This is a genomic window from Intestinimonas timonensis (assembly GCF_900626145.1).
GTDB lineage: Bacteria > Bacillota > Clostridia > Oscillospirales > Oscillospiraceae > Intestinimonas > Intestinimonas aquisgranensis.
The window spans coordinates 1,570,319-1,584,454 of the sequence record NZ_LR130817.1; the positions used below are offsets into that span (position 1 = coordinate 1,570,319).

The 14,136-nt window shown below is 61.4% G+C and carries 18 protein-coding genes and 1 other annotated feature; of the genes, 6 read left to right on the forward strand and 12 right to left on the reverse strand.

All coding sequences use genetic code 11. The annotated features are described in order from the left end of the window. Positions 1-72: 72 nt before the first annotated feature. Both E0E29_RS14510 and E0E29_RS14515 read right to left on the reverse strand, forming a co-directional pair. On the reverse strand, positions 73-1,122 hold the full coding sequence (locus E0E29_RS14510; protein ID WP_242622517.1) for an ABC transporter substrate-binding protein: 1,050 nt from the start codon (positions 1,120-1,122) through the stop codon (positions 73-75). Between the two features lie 72 nt (positions 1,123-1,194). Then, positions 1,195-1,449, reverse strand: a binding site (T-box leader). 43 nt (positions 1,450-1,492) lie between these two features. Beyond that, positions 1,493-2,395 carry a DMT family transporter gene (locus E0E29_RS14515; protein ID WP_130850446.1) on the reverse strand — a complete coding sequence of 301 codons (903 nt, stop codon included), beginning with the start codon at positions 2,393-2,395 and terminating at the stop codon, positions 1,493-1,495. A gap of 62 nt (positions 2,396-2,457) precedes the next feature. On the opposite strand from E0E29_RS14515, the gene E0E29_RS14520 reads away from it, so the two are divergent. Next, positions 2,458-3,045 (forward strand): DNA-3-methyladenine glycosylase, encoded by a 588-nt coding sequence (locus tag E0E29_RS14520; protein ID WP_130850447.1) that lies wholly within the window; start codon positions 2,458-2,460, stop codon positions 3,043-3,045. Between the two features lie 29 nt (positions 3,046-3,074). Then, a complete protein-coding gene (locus E0E29_RS14525) occupies positions 3,075-3,698 on the forward strand; it encodes an HAD family hydrolase (protein WP_130850448.1) in 624 nt (207 codons plus the stop codon). Positions 3,699-3,733: 35 nt separating this feature from the next. Here the strand turns inward: E0E29_RS14525 and E0E29_RS14530 are convergent, their stop codons facing one another. From E0E29_RS14530 to E0E29_RS14555, 6 genes are all read right to left on the reverse strand, one after another. Continuing rightward, positions 3,734-6,211 carry an ATP-dependent helicase gene (locus E0E29_RS14530; protein ID WP_130850449.1) on the reverse strand — a complete coding sequence of 826 codons (2,478 nt, stop codon included), beginning with the start codon at positions 6,209-6,211 and terminating at the stop codon, positions 3,734-3,736. Between the two features lie 143 nt (positions 6,212-6,354). Beyond that, the gene (gene ispE, locus E0E29_RS14535) at positions 6,355-7,215 is read right to left on the reverse strand and encodes a 4-(cytidine 5'-diphospho)-2-C-methyl-D-erythritol kinase (protein WP_130850450.1); all 861 of its coding nucleotides are present in this window, start codon (positions 7,213-7,215) and stop codon (positions 6,355-6,357) included. A gap of 37 nt (positions 7,216-7,252) precedes the next feature. After that, the gene (locus E0E29_RS14540) at positions 7,253-8,530 is read right to left on the reverse strand and encodes a DUF1015 domain-containing protein (RefSeq protein ID WP_130850451.1); all 1,278 of its coding nucleotides are present in this window, start codon (positions 8,528-8,530) and stop codon (positions 7,253-7,255) included. 41 nt (positions 8,531-8,571) lie between these two features. Continuing rightward, on the reverse strand, positions 8,572-9,171 hold the full coding sequence (gene thrH, locus E0E29_RS14545) for a bifunctional phosphoserine phosphatase/homoserine phosphotransferase ThrH (protein ID WP_130850452.1): 600 nt from the start codon (positions 9,169-9,171) through the stop codon (positions 8,572-8,574). 30 nt (positions 9,172-9,201) lie between these two features. Next, positions 9,202-10,392, reverse strand: a complete 1,191-nt coding sequence (locus E0E29_RS14550; RefSeq protein ID WP_130850453.1) for an aminotransferase class I/II-fold pyridoxal phosphate-dependent enzyme — start codon at positions 10,390-10,392, stop codon at positions 9,202-9,204. After that, complete coding sequence (locus E0E29_RS14555; protein ID WP_130850454.1) at positions 10,389-10,877, reverse strand: Lrp/AsnC family transcriptional regulator; 489 nt, start codon at positions 10,875-10,877, stop codon at positions 10,389-10,391. Before E0E29_RS14555 ends, E0E29_RS14550 begins: the two co-directional genes overlap by 4 nt. A 152-nt stretch (positions 10,878-11,029) precedes the next feature. On the opposite strand from E0E29_RS14555, the gene E0E29_RS14560 reads away from it, so the two are divergent. Next, positions 11,030-11,341 (forward strand): DUF2089 family protein, encoded by a 312-nt coding sequence (locus tag E0E29_RS14560; RefSeq protein ID WP_130850896.1) that lies wholly within the window; start codon positions 11,030-11,032, stop codon positions 11,339-11,341. Continuing rightward, the gene (locus E0E29_RS14565) at positions 11,329-11,637 is read left to right on the forward strand and encodes a hypothetical protein (protein WP_130850455.1); all 309 of its coding nucleotides are present in this window, start codon (positions 11,329-11,331) and stop codon (positions 11,635-11,637) included. Before E0E29_RS14560 ends, E0E29_RS14565 begins: the two co-directional genes overlap by 13 nt. Positions 11,638-11,803: 166 nt before the next feature. Here the strand turns inward: E0E29_RS14565 and E0E29_RS14570 are convergent, their stop codons facing one another. The 4 genes from E0E29_RS14570 to E0E29_RS14585 form a co-directional block, all read right to left on the reverse strand. Next, positions 11,804-12,139: a LysM peptidoglycan-binding domain-containing protein gene (locus tag E0E29_RS14570; protein WP_130850456.1), complete on the reverse strand. Its 336-nt coding sequence runs from the start codon at positions 12,137-12,139 to the stop codon at positions 11,804-11,806. A 113-nt stretch (positions 12,140-12,252) separates the two neighbouring features. Next, positions 12,253-12,621 carry a hypothetical protein gene (locus E0E29_RS14575; protein ID WP_130850457.1) on the reverse strand — a complete coding sequence of 123 codons (369 nt, stop codon included), beginning with the start codon at positions 12,619-12,621 and terminating at the stop codon, positions 12,253-12,255. Next, complete coding sequence (locus tag E0E29_RS14580; protein ID WP_130850458.1) at positions 12,611-12,901, reverse strand: hypothetical protein; 291 nt, start codon at positions 12,899-12,901, stop codon at positions 12,611-12,613. The genes E0E29_RS14575 and E0E29_RS14580 overlap by 11 nt, the downstream gene beginning before the upstream one ends. A 191-nt stretch (positions 12,902-13,092) precedes the next feature. Then, positions 13,093-13,314 carry a hypothetical protein gene (locus E0E29_RS14585; RefSeq protein ID WP_130850459.1) on the reverse strand — a complete coding sequence of 74 codons (222 nt, stop codon included), beginning with the start codon at positions 13,312-13,314 and terminating at the stop codon, positions 13,093-13,095. 205 nt (positions 13,315-13,519) lie between these two features. On the opposite strand from E0E29_RS14585, the gene E0E29_RS14590 reads away from it, so the two are divergent. After that, the gene (locus E0E29_RS14590; RefSeq protein ID WP_130850460.1) at positions 13,520-13,744 is read left to right on the forward strand and encodes a hypothetical protein; all 225 of its coding nucleotides are present in this window, start codon (positions 13,520-13,522) and stop codon (positions 13,742-13,744) included. Next, entirely contained in the window at positions 13,725-14,036 is a 312-nt protein-coding gene (locus tag E0E29_RS14595) for a YbjQ family protein (protein WP_130850461.1), read from the forward strand. Before E0E29_RS14590 ends, E0E29_RS14595 begins: the two co-directional genes overlap by 20 nt. Positions 14,037-14,136 lie beyond the last annotated feature (100 nt).

Genomic DNA, 14,136 nt, shown 5'->3' on the forward strand with positions numbered 1-14,136 from the left:
GGCGGAACGCTCCTTTCAAGCCAACGCCCCCGGCATGAGCCGGGGGGCGGCGCTGTAATCAGATGATAGGGTTTACTCCAGGGTGGTGGTGACGGGAACCACTTCGCCCATGCTTTCAAAGACGCTGTAGTCCAGGCCCAGGGCCTCGGCGGTCTCGCTGTTGACGGTGATGATGCCGCCGGAGACCTGGTAGAAATCCTCCATGTCGCTCATGCCGGAGGTCACCGCCTGATAGGCCAGCTCGGCGGTCTGGGCGCCCAGGTCGGTGTAGTTCACGCCGCAGGTGGCGTAGGCGCCGTTGCGGACAAAGGAGTCGGCGCCGGTGAAGTGGGGGAGGCCCGCCTCGATGAGGTCCTCATAGATGGCCAGCTCGGCGGACATGATGATGTTGTCAGTGGGGGTGAAGATGGCGTCCACCCCGTCAGCGATGAGTGAGCTGGCGGCGGCGATGACCTCGTCATTGGTGTTGGCGGTAACCTCCACATAGCTCACACCCTTGGCGTCCAGATAGGTCTTGGCGTCGGCAATGGGGGTGACGGAGTTGGGCTCGGACAGGGAGTAGAGCAGGCCGATCTTGGCGGCGTCGGGGTTCTGGGCGAAGATCATGTCCATGATGAGGTTGGTGTCCAGAGCGTCGCTGGTGCCGGTCACGTAGTCAAAGCCGGTGAGGTCGGCGGCGGCGGGGTCGGAGATGGCGGCAAAGACCACCGGGGTCTGGGTCTCCTCTGCGCACACCGTCATGACCTGGGCGGCGGTGGTGGCGATGGGGATGAGTACATCTACGCCGTCAGCGATGGCCTGGTCGCCCAGCTGCCGGAGCACGGTCTGGTCGTTCTGGCCGCTGTATACCTCGTACTCGATGGTCACACCCTCCTCGGCAGCGATCTCGTCCAGCCGGGCGGTGATAGCGTTTGCGATCTCGTCCAGAGATGCATGGTCCATTTGCTTGATCACGGCCACGGTGTAGGTCTTACCCTCCGTGCTGACGGAGGAGGTATTCTCCACGGCGTCAGTGCCGGTGGGGGCGGGGGTGGAGGCAGTCCCGCCGCCGCAGGCAGCGAGAGACAGGGTCAGGGCGGAGGCGGCAGCCAGAGCAGTCAGCTTCTTCATCGTGTTTTTCATTGTAATTTCTCCTTTTTTGAGTATTGGGCGGCAGATGGAGCCAGCAGATGTAAAAAAACGCTTTTGTCCCACACATGGGACAAAAGCGTTTCAAACACTTCTGCGATACCACCCAAATTGACGCTCGCGCGTCCACTCGCTTCACGCACCATCATGCGTGCCCGATGGATAACGGGTGGGGACCCGTCGGCACCTACTAAGCGCTCCCGCGCCGTTCAAGCCGCCCTCCGGAGGCCATTCACCGGTTTCCTCGCGCCCCGATCACACCACCCGGGACTCTCTTTGGCTTGGAAGGGACCGGCTACTTCTCTCCGTCACTGGTTTTGGATGATTTACTTGTGTGTCATTATACGCAGACGGCGGGCAAATGTCAACCTTTTTTTCTCAGGAAGGAAAATTTGGTCTCCGAGCACACCACAGCGATGAAAATGAGGGCAAAGCCCACGAACATGAGGGGGGTGGGCCGCTCGTCGGCGAAGAGGATGGAGAAGAACACACCGAAGGGGGCCTCCAGAGAGAGAAGGACGGCGGCGGTGGAGGGGGCGGTGTACTTTTGCCCGATGTTCTGGAAGAGGAGGGCGCCGCAGGAGGCAAAGATCACCAGGTAGGCCAGACCGAAGATAAGGCTGCTGTCAAAGGCAGCGGGGTCGGGGGCAGGGCTGGCAAAAAGGGCGCCGATCCAGGAGAAGATGGCAAAGGAGGCAAACTGGAGGGTGGTGAGGAGGAAGATATCCCGGCCCTCGGAGTACTTGGACACCGCCACGATATGGCAGGCGAAGAAGAAGCCGCCGATAAGGGTGAGCACGTCGCCCATATTGAAGGCAGTGGCGTTCTCGCCGGTGACCGACACCAGGGCGATACCTGCGATGCACAAAAATGCAGCCAGGACGTTGTACCGGTCGGGCCGGCGGCGGGCGATGGCCCAGTAGAGGAAGGGGACGATGACGCAGTAAACGGCGGTGAAGAAGGCGTTCTTGCCGGAGGTTGTCTGCTCCAGGCCGAAGGTCTGGAAGGCATAGGCCACAAAGAGACAGAGGCCCATGACGGTGCCGCCGACAAGATACTGCCGGTCCAGCAGCTTCCACCGCTTCCAGAACACCACCGCAAGCACGATGGCCGCAAAGCTGAACCGGATGGCCAACAGCCAGAAGGTGGGCAGCACGTTCACGCTGCTCTTCATCACCACAAAGGAACTGCCCCAGATGATGGTGGCCAGGACGATCAGGGGGCTTGCAAATCTGGCCAGAACGCTGTTTTCCGTTTTCTCACTCATATTGTACCGCTCCTTCATGTGTGATAAAATAGTGGAACACTGCCGCGCTGGAGGGATGACCCATGGAGCTATTGCCGCGGGCCTTTTATGACCGGGACACTCTGGAGGTGGCCCGGGACCTCTTGGGAAAATATCTGGTCCACCGGGTGGACGGGGCGGAGCTGGTGGTCCGCATCACAGAGACGGAGGCCTACATCGGCGCCGTGGACAAGGCCTGCCACGCCTACGGCGGCCGCCGGACCGCCCGGACCGAGACCCTATACGCCAAGCCGGGGACGGCCTACGTCTATCTCATCTACGGTATGTACCACTGCCTCAACTTCGTCACAGAGTCGGAGGGTACCTCCGCCGCCGTGCTGCTGCGCGGAGTGGAGGCGGTGGCCGGAACGGACAGTATAGCCCTCAACCGCTTCGGTCGGGGATATGATCAGCTGACGGCCTATCAGCGGAAAAACTTTCTCAACGGCCCGGGCAAGGTGTGCAAAGCCCTGGCCATCACCCGCACCCACAACGGTCTGGACCTCACCGGCGGGGGTGAACTCTTTCTCTGCGACGGCAAAGCCCCAACGGAGGAGATCCACGTGGGGAAACGCATCGGCATCGACTATGCCCAGGAAGCCGTGGACTTCCCCTGGCGGTTTTGGCTCTGACATAATTCACCCATGGAGGAAAGACAGATATGCTTTTATTCGACCTGGACGGCACCCTCATCGACTCCAACGGTATCTGGGAGGACATCGACCTGGACTTCCTGGGCCGCCACGGCCTCACTCCCACGGAGGAGTATGCCCACACCGTGGGCCACTCCATCTTCCCGGTGGCCGCCGCCTTCACCCGGGACTACTACCACCTGGATATGACGCCGGAGGCCATCATGGCCGAGTGGATGGCGGGCGCGGGGGCGGCCTATGGTCAGGTGGAGATGAAGCCCGGCGCCAGGGCCTTTCTGGAGCGGTGCCGGGACCGGGGAGAATCCATGGCCCTGGTCACCGCCTGCGTGCCCGTGCTCTGCCGCACCGCCCTTGCCCGCCACGGCCTGGAGCCCTTCTTCACCGACGTCATCTTCGCCCAGGAGCTGGGGCTGGAGAAGCGCGACCCGGAGGTCTTCCGTCTGACGGCGGAGCGACTGAACGTGGCTCCCGGGGAATGCACCCTCTACGAGGACGCACCCCACAACTGCACCGCCGCCCAGAGTGTGGGCATGAAGGCCGTCGGAGTCTACGACCGGTTCTATGCCAAATTCCAGGACCAGATGCGCCGCAGCTGTGACGGCTATATCACCAGTTTTCTGGAACTGCTTTGATTCACGCCCCGGCGTTTTACGCCGGGGCCTTTTTCTTATCCCTTGGTCATGTGCTGGGCTGCCGAGCGGAGCATGAGCCGTTTGGTGCCCACCGAGTCGAAGGCGATCTCGATGAGGGCGTCGCCCCCCATGGGCTGGACCGACAGGACCATACCCTTGCCGAAGGCCTTGTGGGTTACGGCATCCCCCTTCTGGAAGGACGGGAGACTGGTGGCGGGCCGGGCGCCGGACACGGGACGGGCCGCGCCGGTTGTCCGGCGGGTCTGGGGCGTGGAAGCAGTCCGGCCGGTACGGGTCTCCGAGGACCAGGAGGTGCCGTAGCCACCCCGGTTGAAGGTGCGGGGTGCGGGCGCGCTCTGCCACCGTCCAGCGGCGTCGTCCTCGCTCCGGCTCAGGGGGCTTCGGCCGCTCTTCTCCACAAACTCCTCCGGGATCTCCCCCGTGAACCGGGAGGGCCGGTTGGCGCTGGTGCGGCCAAAGAGCATCCGCTGGGCGGCGCAGGTCATGTAGAGCCGTTCCTTGGCCCGGGTCATGGCCACGTAGCACAGCCGCCGCTCCTCTTCCATCTCCTCGTCGTCGCCGATGGCCCGGGCGCCGGGGAAGATGCCCTCTTCCACGCCCACCACGAAGACCACCGGGAACTCCAGGCCCTTGGCCGAGTGCATGGTCATCATGACCACACAGTCCTCGTTGGGGTCGTGGTTGTCCAGGTCGGTATAGAGGGCGATCTCATCCAGGAAGCCGGAGAGGGAGGGCTCCCCCTCGGCGTTTTCCAGATAGTTGTTGATGGAGGTGAGGAGCTCCCGGACGTTCTCCAACCGGGTGCGGTCCTCCACCGTATTCTTGGCCTCCAGGGCCACGGCATAGCCCGTCCGGGCCAGGACCTCCTCGTAGAAATCGGGGAGGGACAGCTCCCCGGAGAGCTTCCGCAGGCCGTCCATCAGGTCGGTGAACTGGGCCAGCTTGGCCGCCGCTTTGCTGAGGTCGGGGTAAGCTCTGGCATGCTTCACCACATCCCACAGGCTCTTTCCCTCCTGGGCGGCAATGGCTTGGGCGGTGTCCACCGTCTTCTGGCCGATGCCCCGGGCGGGGACGTTGATGATGCGGGCCAGGCGCAGATCGTCGGCGGGGTTGTTGAGGGCGCAGAGGTAGGCCAGCATGTCCTTGACCTCCGCCCGGTCGAAAAAGCGGATGCCGCCGATGATGCGGTAGGGCACGCCGTTGCGCTTGAAGGCCTGCTCGATCTGGTTGGACTGGGCATTCATCCGGTAGAGGACGGCGTTGTCCCGCCAGGCCCGACCCTGGCTGTACCCGGCCAGGATCTGGGCGGCCACGTACTGGGCCTCGTCACTCTCGTTCATGGCGGTGTAGAGGTGGAGTTTATCCCCCTTCTCATGGCGGGTCCACAGCTCCTTGCCCTTCCGGCCCTGGTTATGGCGGATCACGGCGTTAGAGGCCTCCAGTATGTTGCCGGTGGAGCGGTAGTTCTCCTCCAGGCGGATGACCCGGGCCCCTTTGTACTGGTTCTCAAAGGACAGGATGTTCTCGATGGTGGCCCCCCGGAACCGGTAGATGGACTGGTCGTCGTCGCCCACCACGCAGATATTCTCCCACCGGCCCGCCAGCAGGGCGGAGAGCCGGTACTGGAGCTGGTTGGTATCCTGATACTCGTCGATGAGTACATAGCGGAATTTTCTCTGGTAATAATCCCGAACGTCATCATATTCCTGGAGCAGACGGACGGTATCCAGGATGAGGTCGTCGAAATCCAGGGCGTTGGCCTCCCGGAGCCGGCGCTCGTATTCCACATAAACCTTGGCCATGCGGGTGAGGCGGTAGTCCCCCTGCTTCTCGCACCGGGCCAGATAGTCGGGGCCGGAGAGCATCTCATCCTTGGCCTTGGAGATCTCGGAAAGGATGGACCGGGGCGGGAAGGACTTGTCGTCCATGTTGAAGTCCTTCAGGATGTCCTTGACCACCCGCTCGGTGTCGGCGGAGTCGTAGATGGTAAAGGACTTGTCAAAGCCCAGCCGGTCGATGTCCCGGCGGAGGATCCGCACACAGGCGGAGTGGAAGGTGGAGGCCCAGATGTCGTTGGCGTCAGGCCCCAGCATCTTCTCCAGCCGGGCCTTCAGCTCCCCGGCGGCCTTGTTGGTGAAGGTGATGGCGATGATGGACCAGGGCACGGCGGGGTCCAGGCGGCACAGCCGCTCCGCCTCCTCCCGGCCCTCGTCCACCGGGTGGGCGGCATAGGCCTCCAGGAAGAGGAGGTCATCCTCGGTAACCCACTCGGGCACCTCGTCGGAGTCGCTGCCACGGCCATACTTCATCAGGTTGGCTACCCGGTTGATGAGCACGGTGGTCTTGCCGCTGCCCGCACCGGCCAGTACCAGCAGAGGTCCCTCGGTACTCAGCACCGCCTGGCGCTGCTGGGGATTTAGGTTCTGGAATTCCCCGGCGATAACGGCCCGGCGGGCCTTGCAGAATCTCAGTTGTTGCGCATTATCCAGCATAGGTTCACCCATTTTCTCGTTACAGTAATATTGTATCTGATTTCCAGCTCCAGGTCACACGCAGAAATCGCATGGCTGCCCTTCCAAAATGGAATATCCTCCGGCACAAATACGCCGCGCCATAAGGCGCGGCGTATGTGCTGTTATACCGTTTCTGTGAGGAAGGTGTCCCGGTAGGTCTGCTTCAGTTCCTCCCAGGCGCTCCGGGCCCGGTCCGGGTCATCGAAGAGGCCGAAGACGGTGGGGCCGGTACCGCTCATATTGGCGCCCAAGGCGCCGTGCTGCACCAGCACCGACCGGATGTTCCGGACCTCGGCCTGCTGCCGTGGGGGCAGTACGTCCTCAAAGACATTGTACATCCGCCGGGCCACGCCCCCCAGGTCGCCTGCCGCCAGGGCAGTGAGGACCCCGTCGGTATCGGGGCGGCATTTGAGCCGCACCCCGTCCACCGCCCGAAAGAGCTCCGGGGTGGAGATGGAGAAGGCGGGCTTACAGATGACCACATGGCACCGGGGCAGAGCGGGCAGCGGGGTGAGGACCTCTCCCCTGCCCTCGGCCAGGGCGGTGCCGCCCAGGACGCAGTAGGGCACGTCGGAGCCCACCGCCTCCCCGATTTTTGCCAGTGCCAGGGGCTCACAGCCCGCCCCCAGCATCCCGTTCAGAGCCCGCAGCACGGCGGCGGCATCGGAGGAGCCGCCACCCATACCGGCGCAGACGGGGATGTGCTTTTCGATGGCGATGGCTACGCCCCCCAAGTCCCGGCCCGTCTGGGCCTGGAAGGCCAAAGCGGCAGAGGCGGCCAGATTTTTCTCGTTGTTGGGCAGAAAGCTCAGGTCGGTGCGGACCTTCAGGTCCTCCCCCGTGCCCGTCTCCACCGTGAGGGTGTCCGAGAGGGCCACCGACTGCATGACCATCTTCAGATCGTGGTAGCCGTCGGGCCGCTTACCCAGCACGTCCAGGGTCAGATTCAGTTTGGCCCGGGCCAGCACCGTCTCCTTTGGCATGGCCGGTCACGTCCTTTCTCCGGCCCTTGCCGGGCCTTTATCGGATCTTCCGCCCCTCCAGGTAGAAGCGCTTGTCCTGGGCCTCCCCCATGGAGAAGGTCTTGCGGGGCAGGGCGCCGTCGTGGAGGACGGTGGGGAAGAGCTCCTCCTTGCCCATGGCGGGCAGCAGGAAGGCCAGGTTCCCCGGCTGGTCGGCCAGGGAGCGGGCCACGTCGGCGCCATGTATGTAGTCGATGCGCCCCTTGTGGATGGAGAGCCACCGGTCCAGGAAGGTCTGGAGGGTGGCCACCGGCAGGGCGGTGTCCGGGTGGGGCACGGTGATGGCGCCCGCCCCCTGTTCCCAGACGTAGCGGAGGACATGTCCCTCCTCCCCCACGCCCTCATAGGCGCCGGGATGGGCGTTCTTCAGGTCCTCCAGCAGCTCGGCGGCATTCACGCCGAAGAGGACCCGGTGTATGGGCTCAAACTCCAGGGTGGGGTCGTGGAGGTTGACCAGCTCCACCAGGGCGTACCGGGCGGGCAGGTCCGCCCACTGCTCCGGGGAGAGCCGGGCCTTCTGCCGCTCGTAGCAGGCCTTGGCAGTGGCCAGAGAGTGGTTGCCGTCCCCCACGGCAAAGAGGAGGACGTCTCCGGCGCCGTACCGGTCATGGAAAGCGGCAGGGTCGGCCAAAGCCTTCAGGGCCTGGGCCACCCGCCCCTTCTCCTCCTCGTCCAGCAGCCAGCCCCGCAGGTGGCCGGAGTGCTCCATGAGCTCGAAGTCATAGCACTTCTCCATCCGGTCCTTGGCGGAGGTGAGGGGTTCAATGACGGTGGCCTGCGGGTCGTCGGTGAGGAGCATCACGTGGGGCAGCTCCACCGAGGCGTTCTTCCGCACCGCCACCCGGGGCGGGATGCGGCTGAGGATGGTACCCTCGGTGCAGCGGATAGAGGTGGTGGCTCCCGCCTCATAGTCGTATTCCTCCAGGTCCACCATACCCACCAGGCCCTTGCGGACCTTTCCCGACTCCAGGGTGCGCTCCACGTAGATGAGGGCGTTGGGGCAGGTGCGGAAGATCCCCTCCCGGAGATAGCGGCTCATGGTGTTGGTCACATCCATGATATCGGTCTCCACATTGGGGCCATCCAGAGAGCTCTCCGGCAGGATGAGGTGGAGGGCAGAGGGGGCGTTGCCCACGAACCGCTCCACCCGCTGCCAGTACTCCGGCTGGGACGTATATTGGTCGCAGGCCACCACCGCCCAGCGGGTGAGGTCGCAGTTCTTGGGCAGCAGGATATCAGCCGGCCCGAAGGGCAGGCCCTGGAATCGCTCGTCCATGGCGGATCGCCTCTCTTTTTTGATTTCCGGGTCTTCGCCCGTCAAAGGGCGGCCTTGATGGCGCGCAGCAGGTCGCCGAACTCCTCGTAGGCGGGCAGTTCGGGGTGGTCGGCCTTGATCTGCTCCGTGCTCTTGAAGAGGAAGCCGGCCTTGCTGGCCTGGATCATCCCCAGGTCGTTGAAGCTGTCCCCGGAGGCGATGGTCTCGAAGCCGATGGACTGGAGGGCCTTTACCGTGGTGAGCTTGGACTTCTCGCAGCGCATGCGGAAGCCGGTGATGGTGCCGTCGGGCGCCACCTCCAGGCTGTTGCAGAAGAGGGTGGGCCACCCCAGCTTCTTCATTAGGGGCTGGGCAAACTGCTCAAAGGTATCGCTGAGGATGATGACCTGGGTGACGGAGCGCAGCTCGTCCAGGAACTCCTTCGCTCCGGGCAGAGGGTCGATCTTGGCGATGACCGCCTGGATCTCCTTCAGACCCAGACCGTGCTCCTTCAGGATGTTCAGGCGGAAGTCCATCAGCTTGTTGTAGTCGGGTTCGTCCCGGGTGGTGCGCTTGAGCTCCGGGATGCCGCTGGCCTCCGCAAAGGCGATCCAGATCTCCGGGACCAGGACCCCTTCCATGTCCAGACAGACGATGTTCATAAAGCACCTCCTCTTCGTGTGACGGGCAGGTCAGCCCTGCTCCCGATCCTGCTTCTTCTTCAGGTTGGTGAGGAAATTGTCCATACGGGTGAGGGCTTCGGCAATGTCCTTCATGCTGGTAGCATAGCAGCAGCGGACGAAGCCCTCGCCGCCGGGACCAAAGGCGTTGCCGGCGATGACGGCCACCTTCTCCTCCATGAGGAACCGCTCACAGAACTCCTCGGAGGAAAGGCCGCTGCTCCGGATATCGGGGAAAACATAAAAGGCGCCTCTGGGCTCGAAGCAGGGCAGGCCGATGCGGCGCAGGCCCTCCACCAGATACCGGCGGCGGCCATCGTACTCGTCCCGCATCTTCTCGATGTCGGCGTCACCATTGCGCATGGCCTCGATGGCGGCGTACTGGCTGGTGGTGGGGGCAGACATGATGCCGAACTGGTGGAGCTTGAGCATCTGCTGGACGAGGGGGGCGGGCCCGCACAGGTAACCCATGCGCCAGCCCGTCATGGCGTGGCTCTTGGAGAAGCCGTTGACCACGATGGTCCGCTCGTACATGTCGGGAATATTGGCGATGGAGACATGGTGCTGGCCGTAGGTGAGCTCAGCGTAGATCTCGTCGGAGACCACCATGATGTCGGTACCCCGCAGGACCTCGGCAATGGCCTCCAGATCCTCCCGGCCCATAACACCGCCGGTGGGGTTGTTGGGGAAGGGCAGCACCAGGACCTTAGTCTTGGGGGTGATAGCCGCCTGGAGCTCCTCAGGGGTGAGGCAGAACTCGTTCTCCGCCTTGGTCTCCACATAGACCGGGGTTCCACCGGCCATATTGGCCAGGGGGCCATAGCAGACGAAGGAGGGCACGGGCACGATGACCTCGTCCCCGGGATTCACCATGCACCGGAGGGCCAGGTCGATGGCCTCGCTGCCGCCCACGGTGACGATGATCTGGCTGGCAAAGTCGTACTTGAGCTGGAAGCGGCGCTCCAGGTAGGAAGCGATCTCCCGGCGCAGCTCGGCCATGCCGGCGTTGGAGGTGTACTTGGTAAAGCCCTTCTCCAGGGAGTAGATACCGGCGTCCCGGATGTGCCAGGGGGTGACAAAGTCAGGCTCACCAATGCCCAGGGAGATGGCATCCTTCATCTCCTCCAGGATGTCGAAGAACTTCCGGATACCGGAGGGCTGCACGTTCTTGATCCGGTCGGACAGGATGGTATCGTAATTCATGTGAAGATCAGCTCCCTCTCCTGCTCTTCACGCTTTTCGAAGATCAGGTGTTTTTCCTTGTACTTCTTGAGGATGAAGTGGGTGGCGGTGCCGGTGACATCCTCCAGGGTGGCCAGACGCTGTCCCACGAATTCGGCCACCTCCCGCAGGGTGCGGCCGGAGATGATAACGGTCAGGTCGAAGGCGCCCGACATCAGATAGACGCTCTCCACCTCATCATACTGGTAGATCCGCTCGGCCACCCGGTCGAAGCCCTCACCCCGCTGGGGGGTCACCTTGACCTCGATGAGGGCGGTGACGCTCTCCCGGTCGGTGCGGTCCCAGTCCACAATGGCCTTGTAGCCCAGGACGATCTTCTTCTCCTCGTACTCCTTGATGGCGGCGTTGACTTCTTCCACGGTCATATCGGCCATAGAGGCCAGCTGCTCCCGGGTCAGGGTGCAGTCGTTCTCCAGAAGGCGCAGCAGCTTTGTATCCACGCTCATTCCTCCTTTGAGATTCTTTTTGGATAATTAAATGTATTATAGCACGCTTCAAAACCAAAGGGCAACCCTGGTTTTGTTCCCGCCCTTGACTTTCACAAAATTAAAGTTTATAATCAATATAATTAAAAATAAAATTTTAAAAGGAGTGAATGATATTGATCTCGGTAGTACCTGAGTGGATGGCGGAGCTGGAGGAGGAGGACATGGCCTTCATCCGGCGCTTCCTCCTGGCCTCCGGTTCCCTCAAAGAGGTGGCCGGAGAGTACGGGGTGAGCTACCCCACCGTCCGGCTGCGGCTGGACCGGCTCATTCAGAAGATCCGTCTGACCGATGACCGGGCAGCCGACCCCTATGTGGCCCTCATCAAACGTCTGGCCGTCAATGAGAAGATCGACTTTGATGCTGCCAAGCTCCTCATCAGCGAATATCGAAAGACAAAGGAGGGTGCCCAATGGTCCCAATGAGTACGATGAACGCCGCAAACATGCTGAACACCCTGCTCATGTTCCTTCCCATACTCTGTCTCTCCTACGCCATCCCAACCGCCCTTCTGTGCGTTTTAGAGTACTTTCTGGCCAAGCTGGAAACTCCCTGGCCCGGACGGGTACTGCCCATTCTGTCGGTGGTCAACTCTATATGCTGGGTGCTGGTCGTGCTGATCAACATGGTGGGTCCAGCCTCTCCCGCCCTTTTCCTGATCCCCCTGGCCGTGCTGGTGGTCTTCAATATCCCTAATATGGCGCTACAAGATCGTAGATAAAGTCAAATGAAACCATCTGATTGATTTTCCGAAGTAAGTGATCGCGTGGAATTAATTCTGCTATATCCAGAATCACCATACTCTTCTGACCGCTTTGCCGTCCCATCATGCTCCATCCCTCCCTTATTTTAATTATACCATGGGAATGGGGTGTTTGGGACTTTTGTCAACAGGTCCATAAACCGCCATAAATTAACGATCCCGTTCTCTTCCGAAGAACAGTTAAGGGCCAGATACACCGCATCTGGCCCTTAATCAGGTCTAAGTTAATGCCATTGCCCACCCGGATCAGGTTTTTATTTTTGATGGCGTTGATCTCCACCAGCGCGTCCACAGTGGTTTTGTGTTCGCTGGCAATTTTGGAAAGGGTGTCGCCGGCTTTTACAGTGTGGATGGTCTGGCTTCCCGTTGTAGTTCCGCCGGACGCTCCGCCCATTTTCTTGGCAATAGCAGCAAAGTCCGGGCAGATAAACCCGCGAATATACTTCCCGTTGATCGCCATGGTGCGCTTGCCTACTTGATGAACCGCGTCCCGCCCCGCATGGGCGGGAGGTTGTCCACATATTTCTGAACAAGTGTGTATAACTTTGTTTTGTTTGCCATCAGCCGCAACATTTACAGGACCTCCTCCCGATACCAGGCCAGGATCTTCTTTTCGTACTTCTTGCGGGTCCTCTTTTTCTTGGTGTGCCGGTATCGGTTGAACGCTGGCCGGTAATAGCACGACGCCCAGCGCAGGGCGGTTTCCAGTTCGTGCTTTTCCTCAATCTGCGCTACCACTGAACGGATCCACTTTCCGAAAGCCTCCGTCACAATATCAGCCACCCGGCACACGCTTTCCCATACCGCTTGAATGTCTGCTGTTGCTTTTTTAATCTGCTCCAGGCCTATCACGATTTCCGGGCCAATAGCGGCTTCCGCCGCTATTGGTTCCCCATCCACATAGGCCGTTATTGTCTCCACGCCTTTTTCGTCAGGTCCCATCCGGCCAACCCTCCCCACGTTCAAACCCCAGGAGAATGTTGTGGGCCAGTCCGTCCATTTCCTGCTGCAATGCCGTCAGGTGCAGCAACGTCCGGTAGGAAATTCCCGCTTTTTCCAGTTCCTCCTGGAATCGCTTGGCCTCCTCGATAGACCGACGGATCGCCGTCCGCTCCTTGGCTGCGTCCTCCGCCGCAAATTTGGCCCGCATGGTTTCCAGGTCCACCTCGCCGGCGGCAATCTGCTGGCAAAACTCCACGGCCTCCTCCCAGGTAAAGGTCATGTGTCCCGCCGTGTTTATCGTTCTTCCCGTTTTCTTCGTGTCATGGCAGCTCACGGTATAGCCTTGCTCCGGTGCGTCCCACTTTCGATAGATCCTAAAAATAATCCCGTCTTGGCGCCCGGTCATTGTCCCGCGGAATTTATGCCGCCACTTAATTTCCTTTCGTTTCATGGCATATCCTTTCCGACGGCTCACTGTTTCGCCGTCTGTTCGCTGGCGGTGGGCTTACGGGCTTTTCTGCCCCGACGCTCCAGGGATTGCTGGACCCGGCGCTGGGCCAGTTCCGCACTATACCGCAGGCGCTGATCCGGCAACCGCGTCCCGTCCCGGCCTCGTGAAAGTTCCGTGTAGACCACAGCCAGGGACTTTCCGGTGTCCTCTGCAATTTTTTTCGGGGATAACCCTTTTCCCACATTTTTTGAATCTCCACGCGGTCCCCAATGGTCCTAAAAGCATAGTCGGCCATGTCCTCACCTCCAAACGGATAAAAAATTAGGTTACACTTGGTCGATTGACCTTGTGTAACCTAATGGTAATGCGTGCCCACCCAGCACCTGACATTGACACGGGTGGACCCGTGGGGTATCATGGGGGCGAACACGTGAAAGGAGATGGCCCATGAAAAAGGGAAAGCTGGCAGCGCCCATTGTGGTGACGGTGCTTTTGTGCCTGTGGTTTGGGACCTGGCTGGTCATGGCCTGGTCGGCGCCGGGGCTGACGCTGTGGGCCAAGCTGCTGGGGACAGTGATCCCCCTGGCCCTCATCGGCGTGTCCCTGTACGTACTGGCCGAACGGATCAAAGAGATAAGGAGCGGTGACGAAGATGATCTTGACCACTACTGAGACCATTTCCGGCAAGGAGCTGAAGACCCTGGGCCTGGTCCGGGGCAGCACCATCCAGTCCAAAAACATCGGCAAGGACATCACTCAGGGCTTCAAGACCCTGGTGGGCGGCGAGCTGAAGGCCTACACCGAGATGATGAACGAGGCCCGGGCCCTGGCCACCAAGCGCATGGTGGAGGATGCGGAGCAGATGGGCGCCGACGCGGTGGTGTGCATGCGCTACGCCTCGGCCGCTGTGATGCAGGGTGCGGCGGAGGTCATCGCCTATGGTACCGCCGTGAAGTTTAAATAAGACAGAACAGAAAAACAGCCTCGGCGTCCATCGGACGCCGGGGCTCAGGTTGTCGAAAAAGGGCATATACGTCAGATTTTGTGCAAGAGCCTCGCAGAGT

What these genes read in the sequence shown, in the direction of transcription:
- E0E29_RS14530 (WP_130850449.1), bottom strand. Translation starts at nt 6,211, where the DNA reads ATGCTGGATAATGCGCAACAACTGAGATTCTGCAAGGCCCGCCGGGCC.
- E0E29_RS14550 (WP_130850453.1), bottom strand. Translation starts at nt 10,392, where the DNA reads ATGAATTACGATACCATCCTGTCCGACCGGATCAAGAACGTGCAGCCC.
- thrH (WP_130850452.1), bottom strand. Translation starts at nt 9,171, where the DNA reads ATGAACATCGTCTGTCTGGACATGGAAGGGGTCCTGGTCCCGGAGATC.
- E0E29_RS14570 (WP_130850456.1), bottom strand. Translation starts at nt 12,139, where the DNA reads ATGGCGATCAACGGGAAGTATATTCGCGGGTTTATCTGCCCGGACTTT.
- ispE (WP_130850450.1), bottom strand. Translation starts at nt 7,215, where the DNA reads ATGCCAAAGGAGACGGTGCTGGCCCGGGCCAAACTGAATCTGACCCTG.
- E0E29_RS14575 (WP_130850457.1), bottom strand. Translation starts at nt 12,621, where the DNA reads ATGGGACCTGACGAAAAAGGCGTGGAGACAATAACGGCCTATGTGGAT.
- E0E29_RS14520 (WP_130850447.1), top strand. Translation starts at nt 2,458, where the DNA reads ATGGAGCTATTGCCGCGGGCCTTTTATGACCGGGACACTCTGGAGGTG.
- E0E29_RS14565 (WP_130850455.1), top strand. Translation starts at nt 11,329, where the DNA reads ATGGTCCCAATGAGTACGATGAACGCCGCAAACATGCTGAACACCCTG.
- E0E29_RS14555 (WP_130850454.1), bottom strand. Translation starts at nt 10,877, where the DNA reads ATGAGCGTGGATACAAAGCTGCTGCGCCTTCTGGAGAACGACTGCACC.
- E0E29_RS14510 (WP_242622517.1), bottom strand. Translation starts at nt 1,122, where the DNA reads ATGAAAAACACGATGAAGAAGCTGACTGCTCTGGCTGCCGCCTCCGCC.
- E0E29_RS14580 (WP_130850458.1), bottom strand. Translation starts at nt 12,901, where the DNA reads ATGACCTTTACCTGGGAGGAGGCCGTGGAGTTTTGCCAGCAGATTGCC.
- E0E29_RS14590 (WP_130850460.1), top strand. Translation starts at nt 13,520, where the DNA reads ATGAAAAAGGGAAAGCTGGCAGCGCCCATTGTGGTGACGGTGCTTTTG.
- E0E29_RS14515 (WP_130850446.1), bottom strand. Translation starts at nt 2,395, where the DNA reads ATGAGTGAGAAAACGGAAAACAGCGTTCTGGCCAGATTTGCAAGCCCC.
- E0E29_RS14595 (WP_130850461.1), top strand. Translation starts at nt 13,725, where the DNA reads ATGATCTTGACCACTACTGAGACCATTTCCGGCAAGGAGCTGAAGACC.
- E0E29_RS14525 (WP_130850448.1), top strand. Translation starts at nt 3,075, where the DNA reads ATGCTTTTATTCGACCTGGACGGCACCCTCATCGACTCCAACGGTATC.
- E0E29_RS14540 (WP_130850451.1), bottom strand. Translation starts at nt 8,530, where the DNA reads ATGGACGAGCGATTCCAGGGCCTGCCCTTCGGGCCGGCTGATATCCTG.